The following is a 16,034-nucleotide window of genomic DNA, read 5'->3' as shown; positions in this document are numbered from 1 at the left end:
GTAAAACCCACTCTCGCGGCACGCCCGATACACGAACGCGTACAACACGCTGGCGGAGTAGGGGAAGATTTACACTTGCTTGCTTACTCTCACCGGACATGACCGAACGAGTCCTGCTGGTCGGCGGCGGCGGCCGCGAGCACGCCATCGCCGACGAACTCGCGGGCGACTGCGAACTGTACGCGGCCGCGGGCAACCGCAACCCGGGCATCGCCGAACTCGCGGACGGCTTCCGCGAACTCGACACCGAGGACCCCGACGCGGTCGTCGATTACGCGCTGGACGTGGACGCGACGCTCGCCGTCGTCGGCCCGGAGGGACCGCTGGCCGCGGGCGTCGTGGACGCGCTCGACGACGAGGACGTCTACGCGTTCGGCCCGAAGCAGGCCGACGCCCGCATCGAGACGGACAAGACGTTCCAGCGGGAGTTCATGGCCGAGCACGACGTCCCCGGCCAAGCGGCGTTCGAGACGTTCGAGGATTCGGACGCGGCCGCCGACTACGTCGAGTCCGTCGAGGGCGACGTCGCCGTCAAGCCCGCGGGCCTGACGGGCGGGAAGGGCGTCCGCGTCACCGGCGACCAACTGTCCAAGGCGGAAGCGGCCGACTACGTGCGTTCCTCCGAGCACGACGAGTGGGTCGTCGAGGAGCGCCTCGTCGGCGAGGAGGTCACCGTGCAGGCGTTCGTCGCGAACCGCGACGTCCGGCCGACGCCGGTCGCCCACGACCACGGCCGCGCGCTCGAAGGCGACGAGGGCGCGAACACGGGCGGCATGGGAAGCTACACCGGCCCGGACTGGACGCTCCCGTTCGTCACCGACGACGAGTACGAGGCCTGCGTTGACACGCTGGAAGCCGTCGTGGACGCGCTCCCGAAGTACCGCGGCGTCCTCTACGGCCAGTTCATGCTCACCGACGACGGCCCGAAGGTCGTGGAGTTCAACGCGCGCTTCGGCGACCCCGAGGCGCTGAACACGCTCCCGACGATGGAGACGCCGCTCATCGACGTGCTCACGGCGGCCCGCGACGACGACCCGCTCCCGGACCCCGAGTTCGCGGACGTCGCCACCGTCTGCAAGTACGTCGTCCCCGACGGCTACCCGACGAATCCCGAGGGCGGCACCCGCGTCACCATCGACGCCGCCGACCTCGACGACGCCGAGCTGTTCTACGCGAGCGTGGACGCCCGCGAGGACGGCATCTACACCACCACGTCGCGGTCGTACGCCGTCGTCGGGTTCGGCTCCTCGATTCCCGACGCCGAAGCCGAGGCCAGCGCCGCGCTCGGCGACCTCCCCGAAGGACTGCGCGTGCGCCGCGACATCGGCACGGACGCGCTGCTGCAGGAGCGCATCGACCACATGGACGACGTCCGCGGCGAGTAGCTTTCGCCAATCCGGAACCGCCACCTGGTTCTTTAAGACCGCCACGCGTAGTCGCCGGTATGACGAGCGAGGAAGTCACGCGACTGCTACGGAAGGCGTACGGCGACGAAATCGAGGCCGTGATGAACTACATGACCAACTCCATCGTCCTCGACGGCGTGCGCGCCGAGGAGATCAAGGAGTCCCTCCAGACGGACATCCAGGAGGAACTCTCCCACGCCGAACAGCTCGGCGAGCGGCTCAAGCAACTGGACGAACAGCCGCCCGCGTCCGCGGAGTTCGAAGCCCACCAGCACAGCCTCCAGCCGCCCGAGGACACCACCGACGTGCTGTCGGTCATCGACGGCGTGCTCGACGCCGAGGAGGACGCGATCGACACGTACCGCGACCTCATCGACGCCGCCGAGGACGCCGACGACCCCGTCACGGAGGACCTCGCGGTGACGATTCTCGCCGACGAGGAAGCCCACCGCACGGAGTTCCGCGGCTACCGCAAGGAGTACCGCTCGGACTGACGCGTTTCGCGCTGCTTTTGCCGCCGCCCGCCCTCAGCTACGGCCATGAACGTCGCTTTCGTCGTCGCCGCGACGCTGACCGGCATCGCCGTCGGCGTGGTGTTCGCGTCCCTCCGCATCCCGATTCCCGCGCCGCCGTCGCTGGCCGGCGTCATGGGCATCGTCGGCATCTGGCTGGGCTACCGGCTCGTCAAGCACTTCGGCTTCGGCTTCGACCTGCTGGACGCGCTGGGCGTGTAGCTGCCGGACTAGTCGCGTTCTCGCCGAGAAAGATTCGGAGACGGAGCGCCGTCAGTACGAGCGGACCTTCGGTTCGTAGGTCTGCTCGTCGCCTTCGAGGATGACCGGGCGGTACCAGAGTTCGGGCTCGCCGTCGTTCCACGAGACGAGCGTGTGCTTGAGGTACTCGTCGTCCTTGCGCTCCTGATGCTCCTTGCGCCAGTGCGCGCCGCGGAACTCCTCGCGAGCGAGCGCGCCCATCGTGATGGCCTCCGCGACGTCCAGCAGGTTCCGCGTCTCGATGGTGTGCTGGAGGTCGGTGTTGAACGTCCGGGACTTGTCCGCGACGTAGACGTCCTGGTAGCGCTCGCGGGCGTCCTGGATGTCCCGGAGCGCCTGCTTGAGGTTCTCCTCCTCCCGGAACACGTTGACGTTCTCCGTCATCGACTCCTGGAGGTCCGCGCGCACGTCGGCGTGGTTGACGCCGTCCTCGCGCTCCAGCAGCGTCTCGATGCGCTCGCGCTCGGTCTCCGCGGTCGCTTCGACGACCGCCTTCGGGTCGCTGGCGGGGTTCTCGACGGCGCCACCGTCGGCGGCGGCTTCCTTCGCGCCGGGCTCGCCGACCGGCACGCCGAGGTCTTCGCGCTCGGCGTCCGGCTCGGGGCCGGTCTCGATTTTCGGCTCGGGCATGTCCGCGCCCGCGGCGTGGCGGCCCGCGCGAGCGCCGAACACGAGCAGCTCAGGGAGCGCGTTCCCGCCGAGGCGGTTGCCGCCGTGGAGGCTCACGCACGCGCACTCGCCGGCCGCGTAGAGGCCGTCGATGCACGTCTCGCCGTGCTCGTTGACCTCGATGCCGCCCATCGCGTAGTGCTGGCCGGGCTTGACCGGCATCGGCTCCTCCAAGCCGTCCACGCCCTCGAAGTCGCGCGCGAGGTGGAGGATGTTCTCCAGCCGGTCGGTGATGCGCTCCTCGCCGAGGTGGCGCATGTCGAGGTAGACGTACTCGTCCTCGACGCCGCGGCCCTCCTGCACTTCCGTGAGTTCCGCGCGCGCCACCACGTCGCGGGACGCGAGCTCGCCGTCGTTGGTCGCGTACCCGTACTCGAACATGAAGCGCTCGCCCTCGGAGTTGTAGAGGATGCCGCCCTCCCCGCGAACGCCCTCGCTGATGAGGACGCCCGTCGAGGGGAGCGTCGTCGGGTGGAACTGAATCATCTCCATGTCCTCCATCGGGACGCCAGCGCGGTACGCGATGGCGACGCCGTCACCGGTGTTGGCGACGGCGTTCGTCGTGTGGTCGAACGCCTGCCCGAGGCCGCCGGTCGCCAGAATCACGCCGTCGCGGGCGCGGAAGCCCGCGATTTCGCCGCTCTGGACGTCCCACGCGACGACGCCGTGGCAGTCGCGCTCGTTGGGGTCGTCCTCGTCCGTGACCGCGACCTGGCTGACGTACCACTCGTCGTACACCTCGATGCCTCGCTTGACCACCTGCTCGTACAGCGTGTGGAGCATGTGGTGGCCGGTCTCGGCGCCCGCGTACGTCGTCCGCGGGAAGGAGAGGCCGCCGAACGGCCGCTGGCTGACCGTGCCGTCCTCCTCGCGGGAGAACGGCATCCCCCAGTGTTCCAGCTGGATGACCTCCTCGGGGGCGTCCTGCGCGAACGTGTCGACTGCGGGGGCGTCGCCGAGGTAGTCCGACCCCTTCATCGTGTCGTACGCGTGGTCCTCCCAGGAGTCGCCGTCCTGCAGGGCGGCGTTGATGCCGCCCTCCGCGGCGCCCGTGTGCGAGCGCACCGGGTGGAGTTTCGTGACGATTGCTACGTCTGCGCCTTCCTCGTGGGCGGCGATTGCGGCTCGGAGCCCCGCGCCGCCGCCGCCGACTACGATTACGTCGTGCTCGTACATGTTACCAGAATTTGAGGTTCTGCTTGACCGCTTCGCGCTTCAGCTCTTGGATGTGCTCGGTGAGCGGGATGTCCTTCGGACAGACGTTCGTACACGAGAACTGGGTCTGACACCGCCAGACGCCGTGTTCGGCCTCGATGATTTCGAGGCGCTCCTGCCGCTTGTTCTCGCCCTCGCGCTCGTCCATGTAGAAGCGGTAGGCCTTGTTGATGGCCGCCGGGCCGAGGTACTTGTTGTCGCCCGCGGCGATATTACACGAGGACATGCACGCGCCACACCAGATGCAGCGCGTCGAGAGCTTGACCTTCTCGCGGTTCTCGCGGTCCTGGCGCTGCTCTTCGAGTTCGTCGTCGGGCGTCTCGTCGGGGTCGAAGAACGGATCGACGGACTCCATCTGGTCGTAGAAGTGGTCCATCTCCACCACGAGGTCCTTGACGACCTCCTGGTGGGGGAGCGGTTCGACCCGGACGGGGCCGTCGAGGTCCGCAATCTGGGTCTGACAGCCGAGCCGCTGGCGGCCGTTCACGAAGAACGCGTCCGACCCGCAAACCGCCTGCCGGCAGGAGTGCCGGAAGGTGAGACTGGAGTCGTACTCGTCGCGCGCGTAGATGAGCGCGTCGAGGACGGTCATCCCCTTCTCGAAGGGCACGGTAAAGGAGTCGAAGCGCGGCTCCTCCTTGCCCTCGATCTCGGGGTCGTAGCGGAACACTTTCAGCTCCACCGTCTCGCCCTGAATCTCGTTTGCGGCGGCGGCCTCGTCGGCCTCGCGTTGCTCCTTGCGCGCCTGTTTCTCGGCCATCCGCCGCTCCTGCGGCGACGTGGACGAGGGCTGTTCCGTCTCGGAGTCGGTGTCGGGTGTCTGCGTACTCATGTTAGAATCCCGCGAGCGTGTTTGCGACGCGAATCCCCTGCACGACCAGCAACAGCGCGGCGGCACCGAGGACGACCTGCGCGATGCGCTTCTGGACGCCGTCGATGCCCTGGTTGACCAGCGCGTTGTAGACGCCGTTGACGCCGTGGAACGTCGCGGTCAGCAGGAACAGTATCATCGTCACGAAGTAGCCGACGTTCTGCATGCGCGCCTGACTGCCCGCGAACTCGATCTCGTAGGCGTGCGTGACGAAGTGGAGGTTGAAGAAGTGGAACGCCAGCACGACGACGAGGAACGCCGCCGTGATGCGCTGGAGTAGCCACGCGGTCGAACCCGAACTGAACGAGGAGTAGCGTTGTGCCATTGTTAGAACGCCCCCGAGACGAACGTCGGCACGCTCGCGACGACGATGACGCCGGTCAGCACGAGCGACGCGTAGAAGCTCTTGTCTTGCGATTCCAGTCCCACGCCGAGGTCGACGAACAGCAGGCGGATGCCGTTGAGGATGTGGAAGACGGCGACCGCCAGCAGGCCGACCTCCAACAGCCGGACCAGCGCCAGCCCCTCCAGCCCGGACAGCGTCTGGTTGTACGTCTCGGCGCCCTGCATGGACGTGCTCAGGACGGCGATGTGGGTGAACAGGTAGCCGATGAGCACCCACCCTGTGAACTTGTGAAATACCCAGGCCCACATCCCGGCCGTGAACTCCCGCCACCGGCCGAAGTCCTCGATGAGGCCTCGGTCGTACGACTGACTCATACCATTCGGAGCGTGTGGTCCCTCCGCACATAGAAGTTACTACACGAGCGCGCCGCACGAACCGCGGGCGGCGGGCGCGCGTCGCCCGCGACCCCGGCGGGAGAATATGTTCGGTCGAGGGCCGTTCGACGGGGACGCCTGCGGGGCGTCAGCCTTCGAGGATGGTGCCGCCGGCACCGACCGCGATGGTGGTGTCGCCGCGCAGCACCGCCTTCAGGTTCTGGCCGGTCGGCGTGCTCTGGGCCGCCCACTTGCTGCCGTCGTAGGCGTAGAACTTCCCGCCGCCGCCGACCGTGGCGCCGCTACCGTCGGCGACTTCGACGTCGCGGAGGGTGGCGTCGCCGGTGTCCGAGCGCACCCACTCGCTGCCGTTCCAGTGGTAGACGGTGCCGCCGCCGCCCGAGATCCAGACGTCGTCGAAGCCGTCCGAGTCGACACCGTAGAAGTTGTGGTTGGCGTTCGCGATGCCGAGCTTGTCCCACGTGCCGCCGTCGCGCGTGTAGAACACGCTGGTGTTGCCGTCGACGATGTGGCCGCTGCGGTCGTCGAAGAAGTCCACGGCGTTGATTGCGGCACCCGAGCCGGGCGTCGTGTAGTCCCACGAGCCGGTCTCGCCGTTCTCGTAGGAGAAGTACATCTTCCCGGAGTCGCCGGCGACGTAGACGTTCGCCTCGCCGGCCTCGCCGGTGACGGAGACGTCGTTGAAGTTGTTCGTGACGTCCATGGGCGCGGAGTGGTCGTTGAGGACGCCGGCTTCGACGTCGTACTCGCCGATGGCGCCGGAGGAGCCGACGAACCACAGCCGCTTCCCGTCGTCGGTCACGTCAGCGCCGTAGACGCTGTTTCCGTTCCCCGTCGGGCCGCCGTCGAGGAGCTTCTCCCAGCCGTTCGCGGTGCGTTCGAGTACCACGCCGCCGCTGCCGACCGCGAACGCGCCCGCGGTCGTGGATTCGACGTCGTAGAGCGTGCTCGCGGTGGGGGACTCGACGACTTCGAGTCCGCCCTCGTCGCTTGTCGCCGCGCTCGCCGCGCCGGTGAACAGGCCGGCCGCGGCGGTCGCGCCGACTGCCTTCACGATGCTGCGTCTGGTGTGAGTCGAGTGGTCCGACATCGCAGTTCGTACGTCCGTCCCCGGGTAGTAAAAAACTCCGAACAGTTAACGCGGATTAAGATGCTTTCAGACTCTTTATCGAGGTTTCTAGCATTTTATTTCCGTAAATAGTTAGAGGATATTATGCCTCTCGGGCCGGAAACGAACACGTTCGCCGTGCGCGGCGTCAGGCCGGCGGCCCGGACCCCGCCTCGCGGGCCCGCTCGTAGGCGCGCTGGGTCGCGGCGTCGAGTTCCACGAGGTGGACCAGCGGGTTCCCCGGGTAGACGACGGGGTTCTCCAGTTTCCCGACGAGCAGTCCCGTGAACGGCGCCTCCACGTCCGCGACGTCGGTCTTGAACGGGTTCGAGATGCTGCAGATGGCGTCGCCCTCGCGGACGAGGTCGCCGCGCTCGTAGTGCATGTCCACGAGGCCGCCGTCGTCCGCGCGAATCCACGTCTTCTGGTCGGTCGTGACGACGGTCCACCACGCCGGCAGGTCCACGGCCTCCGTCGGATAGATGCCGTACCCCGCGAGCACGCTGTGGACGCCGTCGAGCGCGCGGTCGATGAGCCCGCGCTGGAACCGGTGGGCTTCCCCCATCTCCACGGTGACGGTCGGGACGCCGGCCTCGGTCGCCTCGCGGCGGAGCGTCCCCGACGACCCCTCGCTGTCGATGACGACGTTCGAGCCGAACGACCGCGCGAGCCGAACCACGTCGTCGTCGGTCATGTCCGCGCGGACGTGGAGCATGTTCGTGCGGCCCCGGGTCGAGGTGTGGAAGTCCAGCCCGAAGTCGCAGGGCGCGAGGAAGTTCCGGAAAATCTGGTCGGCCATCCGCTTGGCGCTCGTCGAGGCGTCGTTGCCGGGGAACGAGCGGTTCAGGTCGCGGTCGTAGACGGGGAGGTAGCGCTGCTGGGTGACGAACCCCGGGACGTTCAGCACGGGCAGACACACCAGCGTCCCGTGGAGGTTGGCGTGCGACCACTCGTGGGAGACCTCCCGCACCACTTCGATGCCGTTGAGTTCGTCGCCGTGGGAGGCCGCTGAGAGGAAGACGGTGGGACCGGGCTGTTCGCCGTTCACGATGGAGACGGGGATGCGGACCGGGTCCCCGAGGTACGTCTCGCTGATGGTGTACCGGATGTCCGCGCGCTCCCCGGGGTCCACCCGGCCGCCGTCGTACGTGAACGCCCCGTCGGTCATGGACCAAGGTTCGCGAGCGACACGTAAAACAGGGCCGTCCGAACCGTCGGCACCGTTTAGTCGCTGCCCGCCGTCAGTTCACGGGATGGACGACTCTGTCTCTGTCGGCGTACTCAGCCTCCACAACAGCAAGGAGACGAAGGCGATACTGAACGCGGTGGAAGCGCTCGGCCACTCGGGCGTGTGGCTCCGCGAGGACAACCTCTGCGTGGACATCGCGGACGACGACTCGACGCTCGACCCGTACGTCGACGTCATCGCCAACCGCCTGCTCCTCTCGAAGACCGAACAGCCCGCGGAACTGCTGGGGCTGGCGCTGTCGCTGAGCCAGCTCCGGCCGATGCTGAACCGCCCGCGGAACGTCCTGACGGCGTTCCACAAGTTCGCGACTGCGACCACGCTCGCGAACGGCGACGTCCGACTGCCGGACGCGACGCTCGCGCTGGACGCCGACCGGCTCAACGACGAGAAGGCGAAGTACGGCGACGAGGTCGTCTACAAGACCGCCATCGGCACACACGGCGGCGGCACGTGGAAAATCAGCGCGGACGAGCGCGTCAACCCCCGGGTGGGCGACCGGTACGCGTTCCTCCAGGAGCTCGTCGAGCGGGACAGCGACCGCCACCGCGACCTCCGCGTGTACGTCGTGGACGGCGACATCGTCGCGACGATGCGGCGGTACGCGCCCGACAACGACTGGCGGACGAACGTCGCGCTCGGCGGCTCCGTCGAGGGCGTCGACGACGTGCCCGAGGAGGCCGCCGAGATGGCGCTGACAGCCGCTGACGCCATCGGCCTCGACTACGCCGGCGTCGACCTCGTGGAGGGCACCGACGGCTGGTACCTCCTCGAAATCAACCCCACGGCCGGGTTCAAGGGGCTGTTCGAGGCGACCGGTGTCAGCCCCGCGCCGTACGTCGCGAAGCTCGCCATCGAGACGGCGGGCGGCGACGTCGACGACGACCGGGTCGCCGAGCTCGCGCAGACGCTCGACGACTCCAAGCCCGATTCGGTGGCGACCGAGCCCCGGCCCGCCGGCGAGGCGTCCGCGACCATCGGCTACACCGAGGACGTGCTGGTCTCCGGGACGAGCGGCACCGAGCGCGTCGTCGCGAAGGCCGACACCGGCGCCGCGCGCACGAGCATCGACACCCGGCTCGCCGCCCAAATCGGCGCCGGCCCCATCAAGTCGATGACGAAAGTCCGCTCCGGGAGCGTGAAGGCCGGGAAGTCGCGGCCGGTCGTGGACATCGTCGTCGGCGTCGGTGGCGACCGCCACACCGTCGCCGCGTCGCTGGAGGACCGCGGCCACATGGACTACCCGCTGTTGCTCGGCCGGGACATCCTCCAGGAGTACCAGGTCGACGTCAAGCGCCGCGTCGACGCCCCCGACGACGAGGAGTAACTAAAACCACTCACTCACGTCCGCCGAGAAAACCTGTTTCGAACACGCGTCAGACTCTTGCCCGCGGCAACCGTCCCGGTGCACGATGGCATTCTCGGAGCGATTCGCCGCCCGGACGGCCGCAGTCGAGCTCCCCGGCGACCTCACGGGCGCGGTAGGGGATTCGGTTACGGTCGTCCCGGTCGTCGTCGCGCTCGCTGCGCTCTCGGAGGTGTCGCTGGCGCCCGTGCTCGTCTGGTTCGGCGTCTTCCAAGTCGCGTGGGGCGCGCGGTACGGCGTCCCGGTCTCCGTCGAGCCGATGAAGGCGCTGGCGGCGCTGGCAATCGCGGGGTCGCTGTCCGCCGGCGGGCTCGCGGCCGCCGGCCTGCTCGCGGGCGGGACGTTACTGGTCGCGGGCGCCACCGGACTGCTCGGGCGCGTCAGCCGGTTCGTCGGCCAGCCGGTCGTCCGCGGCGTCCAGCTCGCGGTCGCGCTCGTGCTCTTCGAGACCGCCTTCGACCTCGCCGCGACGGACCTCGCGCTCGCCGGCGCGGCGGTCGCGGTCGCCGCTGTCGTCGCGGTCGTCTCGGTGCGCGCCAGCGCGCTCGCCGTCGTCGGCGTTGGCGCCGCGCTCGCGCTCGTCGAAAATGGGGGCGTCTCCCCCGCGGTGCCCGCGTTCGCGCTCGCGCTCCCGTCGCCCGCCGTCCTCCTCGACGTCGGGACCGTACAGGCCGCTGTCGGACAGCTCGCGATGTCCGTCGGGAACGCCGCGGTCGCCACCGCGCTGTTGCTCGGCGAGTACTTCGACTCGGACGCTACGGCCGACGACCTCGCGACCAGCATGGGCGTGATGAACCTCCTCGCGGTGCCGCTGGGCGCGATTCCGATGTGCCACGGGAGCGGCGGCGTCGCCGGCAAGTACGCGTTCGGCGCGCGCACCGCCGCCGCGAACGTCGTCCTCGGCGCGCTCTACGTGCTCGCGGCGGTGTTCGCGGTCGGCGTCGTCTCGGCGTTCCCGGTCGCGATGCTCGGCGTCGTGCTCGCCGCCGTCGCCGCCCAGCTCGCGCACACCAGCCTCGACACCGACCAGTACGCCCTCACGCTCGGCGTCGGCGTCGTCGGCCTCCTCGCGGGCGTCGGCGTCGCGTTCGTCGGCGGCCTGCTCGCCGACCACGCGTACCGCCGGCTCGCGTAGCTACCCCTCGTAGGCCCGCCAGACGTACAGCGACGCGTACGACCGGTACGGCCGCCAGCGCTGTGCGACCTCGCGCATCTCCGCGCGCGTCGTCTCCTCGCCGTACAGCGCCTGCATCCCCTTCCGGATGCCGAGGTCGCCGACCGGGAAGACGTCCTCGCGCCCGAGTCCGAACATCAGGAACATCTCCGCGGTCCAGTCGCCGACGCCCGTAATCGACGTGAGTTGTGCGCGCACCTCGTCGTCGCCGAGGTCCGCGAAGGATTCGCGCTCCCAGTCGCGTTCGATGAACGCGTCGGCGACGTTCCGCACGTAGTCGGTCTTCTGACTGGAGAGGCCGGCGTCCCGAAGCACCTCGGGGTCGGCGCCGGCGACGCCTTCGGGCGTCACCTCGACGGCGTCGAAGAGCCGCTCGCGGATGGCCGCGGCGGCGTCCATCGACACCTGCTGGCGGACGATGGAGACGACGAGGCGCTCGAACGGGTCGTCGGCGGGGTCGAGTTCGAGTTTGCCGTGCTCGTCGACGAGCGGTTCCAACTCGGGGTCGTCGCGGAGTACGTCGTGCGGGTCGGTCATGTCGGGGGGAAGTCGCTGCGGGAATCTACGCGTTTCGACCCGCGAGCAGGAACCCCGCCAGCGCAGCGACGCCGCTGTACACCGCGGGCGAGAGCCCGTTCACGAGGTAGGGGCCGACGAGCCGAATCCCGAGCGCCTCGCCGAACGGCGCGCCGACGCTCGCCGCGGTGACCAGCGGATAGCTGACGGCGACCGCGACGCCCGCGCCGACGCCGACGAGCGCGGCGTGTCGGGTCGGCGACTCGCGGACGCGCATCCGCCACGCGCCGTACAGCGGGACGCCGGGAATCACGGCCAGCGACACGAGCGTTGAGGCCAACGACTGGAGGAACAGCCGTCCAGTCGAGGTGGTGAACCCGCCGGTGAGCGATTCGAGGGCGACCAGTACGACCAGCGTGTGGACGACGCCGGCGACGAGACCGAGGGCGGCGGCGCGTTGCTGGGTGTTCACGCCGGAGCGGTTTTCGGGACGCCGACAAGTGCGTTGCGTCTCGCCGCCGGCACCCAGACTCAGAGCCGTCAGTTTCCACGCGTGTAAACCCGTGAGACGTTCACACTCGCGGAGAGGGAAAGCTTCAACGGGGCTCCCGGCGGGTGTACTACCATGGACGTTGATGACATCGAGACCATCGCGGTGCTGGGCGCCGGAAACATGGGCCACGGCATCGCGGAAGTGGCGGCGCTGGCGGGCTTCGACGTGAACCTCCGCGACATCAAAGAGGAGTTCGTGCAGAACGGCTACGACCAGATCGAGTGGTCGCTGGGGAAGCTCGCGGAGAACGACCAGATCGGCGACGACGAGGCCGACGCCGCCCTCGACCGCGTCACTCCCATCGTGGACCTGGAGGCGGCCGTCGAGGACGCCGACTTCGTCGTCGAGGCCGTCCCGGAGAAGATGGACATCAAGCAGAACGTCTACCGGGAGCTCGAACAGCACGCGCCCGACCACGCGGTGTTCGCGACGAACACCTCCAGCCTCTCGATCACGGAGCTGTCGGAGGTCACCGACCGCCCCGAGCGGTTCTGCGGGATGCACTTCTTCAATCCGCCCGTGCGGATGCAGCTCGTGGAGGTCATCGCGGGCGAGCACAGCGACGACGACGTGCTCGACCTCACCGAGGATCTCGCCGAGGAGATGGGGAAGACGCCGGTTCGCGTCCGCAAGGACTCCCCGGGGTTCATCGTCAACCGCGTGCTCGTCCCGCTGCTGAACGAGGCCGCGTGGCTCGTCCACGACGACGTCGCCACCATCGAGGAAGTCGACTCCACGACGAAGTACGACCTCGGTCTGCCGATGGGCGCGTTCGAGCTCGCCGACCAGGTCGGCGTCGACGTCTCCTACGACGTCCTCGACTACATGCAGGGCGTGCTCGGCGAGGCCTACGAGCCGTGCCCGCTGCTCGTCGAGAAGGTAGACGCTGAGGACCTCGGGAAGAAGACCGGCCGTGGCTTCTACGTCTACGAGGAAGGTGGTGCCGACGTTCCGACCGACCAGATTCGCGAGGACGTCGCGGACCGCCTGCTCGCCGTGATGGCCAACGAGGTCGCGAAGCTCGTCGGCAACGACGTCGCCGACCCCGCGGAAATCGACGAGGCCGTCCAGCTCGGCGCCGGCTACCCCGAGGGCCCCGCGAAGATGGCCGACGACGCCGGCCTCGCGCACCTCCACGAGGCGCTCGAAGCGGCCTACGAGGACACCGGCGCACCGCGCTACGGGCCCGCCGACGAACTCCAGCGGCTCGCGGACGCCGGTGAGGGGTTCTACGGCGCCGAAACGGAGGACGAAGCGGCGTCCTACGAGAACCTCGTCGTGACCGTCGAGGACAACGTCGCGCACGTGGAACTCGACCGCCCGCACCGCATGAACACCATTAGCGAGGACCTCCTCGACGACCTCGCGAACGCCGTCGACGACCTCGACGGCGACGACGACGTGCGCGCCATCCTCCTCACGGGCGCCGGCGAGAAGGCGTTCTCCGCGGGCGCGGACGTCACCTCGATGGCGGGCAGCGCGGACCCCATCGACGCCGTGGAGCTCTCCCGGAAGGGCCAGCAGACGTTCGGCAAACTCGAAGCCGCCGACGTGCCCGTCGTCGCGGGCATCGACGGCTACTGTCTCGGCGGCGGGATGGAACTGGCGACGTGCGCGGACCTCCGCGTCGCCAGCGAGCGCTCCGAACTCGGCCAGCCCGAGCACAACCTCGGCCTCCTGCCGGGCTGGGGCGGCACCCAGCGCCTCAAGAACATCGTCGGCGAGGGCCGCGCGAAGGAAATCATCTTCACCGCGGACCGCTACGAGGCCGCTGAGCTGGAGGACTACGGGTTCATCAACGAGGTCGTCCCGAACGACGAACTCGACGACCGCGCGTGGGAGCTCGCCCGCGACCTCGCCGCCGGCCCGCCCATCGCCCAGAAGTACACGAAGCGCGCGATGCTCGCCGGCCGCGACTCCACGGACGCCGGCCTCGAAGCCGAGGCGCAGGCGTTCGGCCAGCTGATGAACACCCAGGACCTCATGGAGGGCATCGCGGCGTTCACCGGCGACCGCGACCCCGACTTCGAGGGCCACTGACACGGCCACGGCAGAACGACACGTTTAAACAATTCTCCCGGGTACCAACGAGTGTCGCTCGGTTGGTGTAGTCCGGCCAATCATGTTGGCCTTTCGAGCCGACGACCAGGGTTCAAATCCCTGACCGAGCACTTTTCGAACGAAGTGAGAAAAGCGCGCAGCGAAGGGTTCGAACCACGGCAGACCGAGCGGTGCGAGGTTGCGAAGCAACCTCGGAAAGATGAACGGTGGAACCGTGAGTCAGCGAGGTCTGGCATCGGGTTCAAATCCCTGACCGACCGCACCCGCCAAACTCTACTCTTCGCTCCCGAGCAACGCAGTTGCGATGTCCCCGGTCTGGTCGGCTGCGGCGACGAGCACGTGGACGGTGGTGAGCGCGAGTAACACGCCGAGCGGGAGCGCGAGCAGTCGTTCGGGGAGGGTGTCGATGGTCCACCCGAGGACGGTGGCGATACCGCCGAGCGGGGCGAGGAGGAGAACGAGCGCGCCGACACCGGCGAGGAGGACGAACAGCCACGCGAGGAAGCCGACCAGCGACTTCACGACGAGGAAGGCGACGCTGCGCCACGTGGTGTTCGAGCGGACGAGCGCACTGACGGCGGCGAGCACGCCGTCCTCGGAGAGCGACGGGAGGCCGTCGCGGGGCGCGATGTCGGTGTCGAGGAGCGCGTTCGCGAGGCGGCGCTCCCAGTCGGCGAGGACGCGCGCGACCAGCAGCGTCGCCAGCAGGACGGGGACGCCGACGACGAACACGGCGAGCGCGACGCCGAACACGAACCCGAACGTGAGCAGGAGGTAGTAGAGGAAGCCGAGCGGCATCGCGGCGAGCAGGTAGAGCACTCGCCGGTAGGTGCGTCGGTCCCCGAGCACGCCGACGAACGACCGGAGGCGGTCGGCGGGCGCGCGAGTCGTGCTCATCAAGAGTCGGTTCCGCCCGTGGACACAAAAAGGCCGCCGCGTTCTCGCTGTCGGCTGGCGGCCCCGCGACCGTGACTGCTAACACGGGTTCGGGCGAACGCGGTGGTATGAGCTACGAGGCGGTGTTCTTCGACCTCGACGACACGCTGTACTCGTACCCGGAGTGCAACGAGGCGGGGAAGGCGGCGGCGTGGGAGGCCGCCAACGACCGGGGGTACGACCTCTCGCGGGCGGCGTTCGACGACCTCTACATGGAGGGGCGACGCGAGGTGAAACGCGAACTCGCGGGGACGGCGTCGGCCCACGAGCGGTTCCTCTACTTCAAGCGCGCGCTGGAGATTCACACCGGCACGCACCGCTCGCGGGACGCGCTCGCGCTCGGGGAGGCGTACTGGGAGACGTACGTCGAGGAGATGAAACTGTTCGAGGGCGTGCGGGAGACGCTCGCGGAACTGCAGGCGGCGGGCGTAGACGTCGCCATCGTGAGCAACCTCACGACGCGCATCCAGATGGAGAAAATCGACGCGCTGGGCATCGAGGAGCACGTGGACCTCGTGTTGACCTCCGAGGAGACGGGCCGCGAGAAGCCAGCCAGCGACATGTTCACGCTGCCGCTCGCGAAGCTCGACCGGCGGCCCAGCGAGACCGTGATGGTTGGGGACGACGTGGAAGCCGACGTGGAGGGCGGGAACGCGGTGGGGCTGACGACGGTGTTGTTCAACGAGACGGCCGACGACGAGACCGGTCACTGCCGGCCCGACCACCAGATTGATGGCTTCGCCGAGGTCTTAGAGGTGGTACTGTAATGCTCGCTCGCGAACGCGTCGCGGTCGTCGACCACGCACCGACGCTGGCGGAACTGACCCCCGGACGCACGGGGAACCTGAGCGTGCGCCGCGGCGACCGGTTCGCCGCGACGCCGACCGGCGTCCCCTACGACGAGTTCGACCCCGCGGACGTCCCGGTGGTGTCGCTGGACGGCGAGGTCGTCGCCGGCGACATGAAGCCGACCAGCGAGGTGCCGATGCACACCGGCATCTACCGGCGGCTGGACGCGGGCGCCATCGTCCACACGCACTCGACGTGGGCGACGACGCTCGCGGTGCTCGGCGAGGAGCTCCCGCCGGTTCACTACATGATTACGGCGGTCGGGCGGAAAGTGCCGGTCGCGGACTACGCGCCGTACGGCACGGACGACCTCGCGGAACTGGTCGTCGAAGAGATGGAGGCCGCGGACTCGAAGGCCTGCATCTTGGCCCATCACGGCCTCGTCGTCACCGGCGACGACCTCGCGTCGGCCGTCGAGAACACGTTCGTCGTGGAGAACCTCTGCCGGGTGTACTTGCAGGCGCGCCAGCACGGGACGCCCGCGGAACTGAGTGAGGACCAGCTAGCGACTGTCGAGGAGAAGTTCCGGTCCTACGGCCAGTGACGGTCA

17 protein-coding genes and 1 tRNA gene are annotated in these 16,034 nt (G+C 68.8%); 9 read left to right on the top strand and 9 right to left on the bottom strand.

Annotation, left to right across the window (positions count from 1 at the left end):
- Positions 1–98: 98 nt before the first annotated feature.
- Genes purD through HHUB_RS07050 form a run of 3 tightly spaced genes read left to right on the top strand, consistent with a single transcriptional unit; the run spans position 99 to position 2,140 of the window.
- Positions 99–1,385, top strand: coding sequence for a phosphoribosylamine--glycine ligase (purD, locus tag HHUB_RS07060; protein ID WP_059056929.1), 1,287 nt, complete (start codon positions 99–101; stop codon positions 1,383–1,385).
- A 59-nt stretch (positions 1,386–1,444) separates the two neighbouring features.
- The gene (locus tag HHUB_RS07055) at positions 1,445–1,900 is read left to right on the top strand and encodes a ferritin-like domain-containing protein (protein ID WP_059056928.1); all 456 of its coding nucleotides are present in this window, start codon (positions 1,445–1,447) and stop codon (positions 1,898–1,900) included.
- Positions 1,901–1,945: 45 nt separating this feature from the next.
- Positions 1,946–2,140, top strand: a complete 195-nt coding sequence (locus HHUB_RS07050) for a XapX domain-containing protein (RefSeq protein ID WP_059056927.1) — start codon at positions 1,946–1,948, stop codon at positions 2,138–2,140.
- Positions 2,141–2,191: 51 nt separating this feature from the next.
- Here the strand turns inward: HHUB_RS07050 and HHUB_RS07045 are convergent, their stop codons facing one another.
- The 6 genes from HHUB_RS07045 to HHUB_RS07020 form a co-directional block, all read right to left on the bottom strand.
- The gene (locus tag HHUB_RS07045; RefSeq protein ID WP_059056926.1) at positions 2,192–4,024 is read right to left on the bottom strand and encodes an FAD-binding protein; all 1,833 of its coding nucleotides are present in this window, start codon (positions 4,022–4,024) and stop codon (positions 2,192–2,194) included.
- Position 4,025: 1 nt separating this feature from the next.
- Positions 4,026–4,895, bottom strand: coding sequence for a succinate dehydrogenase/fumarate reductase iron-sulfur subunit (locus HHUB_RS07040; RefSeq protein ID WP_059056925.1), 870 nt, complete (start codon positions 4,893–4,895; stop codon positions 4,026–4,028).
- Between the two features lies 1 nt (position 4,896).
- Positions 4,897–5,259, bottom strand: coding sequence for a succinate dehydrogenase hydrophobic membrane anchor subunit (locus HHUB_RS07035; RefSeq protein WP_059056924.1), 363 nt, complete (start codon positions 5,257–5,259; stop codon positions 4,897–4,899).
- Positions 5,260–5,261: 2 nt separating this feature from the next.
- Complete coding sequence (gene sdhC / locus HHUB_RS07030) at positions 5,262–5,654, bottom strand: succinate dehydrogenase, cytochrome b556 subunit (protein ID WP_059056923.1); 393 nt, start codon at positions 5,652–5,654, stop codon at positions 5,262–5,264.
- A 148-nt stretch (positions 5,655–5,802) separates the two neighbouring features.
- Positions 5,803–6,765 carry a WD40/YVTN/BNR-like repeat-containing protein gene (locus tag HHUB_RS07025; protein ID WP_059056922.1) on the bottom strand — a complete coding sequence of 321 codons (963 nt, stop codon included), beginning with the start codon at positions 6,763–6,765 and terminating at the stop codon, positions 5,803–5,805.
- Positions 6,766–6,931: 166 nt separating this feature from the next.
- On the bottom strand, positions 6,932–7,951 hold the full coding sequence (locus HHUB_RS07020) for a succinylglutamate desuccinylase/aspartoacylase family protein (protein ID WP_059056921.1): 1,020 nt from the start codon (positions 7,949–7,951) through the stop codon (positions 6,932–6,934).
- A gap of 85 nt (positions 7,952–8,036) precedes the next feature.
- On the opposite strand from HHUB_RS07020, the gene HHUB_RS07015 reads away from it, so the two are divergent.
- Complete coding sequence (locus tag HHUB_RS07015) at positions 8,037–9,356, top strand: putative ATP-dependent zinc protease (RefSeq protein ID WP_059056920.1); 1,320 nt, start codon at positions 8,037–8,039, stop codon at positions 9,354–9,356.
- 85 nt (positions 9,357–9,441) lie between these two features.
- On the top strand, positions 9,442–10,530 hold the full coding sequence (locus tag HHUB_RS07010) for a putative sulfate/molybdate transporter (protein ID WP_059056919.1): 1,089 nt from the start codon (positions 9,442–9,444) through the stop codon (positions 10,528–10,530).
- Here the strand turns inward: HHUB_RS07010 and HHUB_RS07005 are convergent, their stop codons facing one another.
- Together HHUB_RS07005 and HHUB_RS07000 are read right to left on the bottom strand one after the other, a co-directional pair.
- The gene (locus HHUB_RS07005; RefSeq protein ID WP_059056918.1) at positions 10,531–11,106 is read right to left on the bottom strand and encodes a DNA-3-methyladenine glycosylase family protein; all 576 of its coding nucleotides are present in this window, start codon (positions 11,104–11,106) and stop codon (positions 10,531–10,533) included.
- Positions 11,107–11,131: 25 nt separating this feature from the next.
- The gene (locus HHUB_RS07000; RefSeq protein ID WP_059056917.1) at positions 11,132–11,557 is read right to left on the bottom strand and encodes a hypothetical protein; all 426 of its coding nucleotides are present in this window, start codon (positions 11,555–11,557) and stop codon (positions 11,132–11,134) included.
- A 153-nt stretch (positions 11,558–11,710) separates the two neighbouring features.
- Here HHUB_RS07000 and HHUB_RS06995 point away from each other — a divergent pair, with 153 nt between their 5' ends.
- Together HHUB_RS06995 and HHUB_RS06990 are read left to right on the top strand one after the other, a co-directional pair.
- Positions 11,711–13,678 (top strand): 3-hydroxyacyl-CoA dehydrogenase/enoyl-CoA hydratase family protein, encoded by a 1,968-nt coding sequence (locus tag HHUB_RS06995; protein ID WP_059056916.1) that lies wholly within the window; start codon positions 11,711–11,713, stop codon positions 13,676–13,678.
- 56 nt (positions 13,679–13,734) lie between these two features.
- Positions 13,735–13,809, top strand: a tRNA-Glu gene (locus HHUB_RS06990).
- A gap of 163 nt (positions 13,810–13,972) precedes the next feature.
- On the opposite strand, the gene HHUB_RS06985 is transcribed toward HHUB_RS06990, so the two are convergent.
- Positions 13,973–14,596 (bottom strand): sensor domain-containing protein, encoded by a 624-nt coding sequence (locus HHUB_RS06985; RefSeq protein ID WP_059056915.1) that lies wholly within the window; start codon positions 14,594–14,596, stop codon positions 13,973–13,975.
- Between the two features lie 107 nt (positions 14,597–14,703).
- Between HHUB_RS06985 and HHUB_RS06980 the strand changes: the two genes are divergently transcribed.
- Together HHUB_RS06980 and HHUB_RS06975 are read left to right on the top strand one after the other, a co-directional pair.
- Complete coding sequence (locus HHUB_RS06980; RefSeq protein ID WP_059056914.1) at positions 14,704–15,402, top strand: HAD family hydrolase; 699 nt, start codon at positions 14,704–14,706, stop codon at positions 15,400–15,402.
- Positions 15,402–16,028 (top strand): class II aldolase/adducin family protein, encoded by a 627-nt coding sequence (locus HHUB_RS06975; RefSeq protein WP_059056913.1) that lies wholly within the window; start codon positions 15,402–15,404, stop codon positions 16,026–16,028. Before HHUB_RS06980 ends, HHUB_RS06975 begins: the two co-directional genes overlap by 1 nt.
- Positions 16,029–16,034: the final 6 nt, after the last annotated feature.

The sequence above is a fragment of the Halobacterium hubeiense genome (assembly GCF_001488575.1).
GTDB lineage: Archaea > Halobacteriota > Halobacteria > Halobacteriales > Halobacteriaceae > Halobacterium > Halobacterium hubeiense.
Note: the sequence above shows the minus strand (reverse complement) of the source record. Positions and strands in the feature narration are given on the sequence as shown.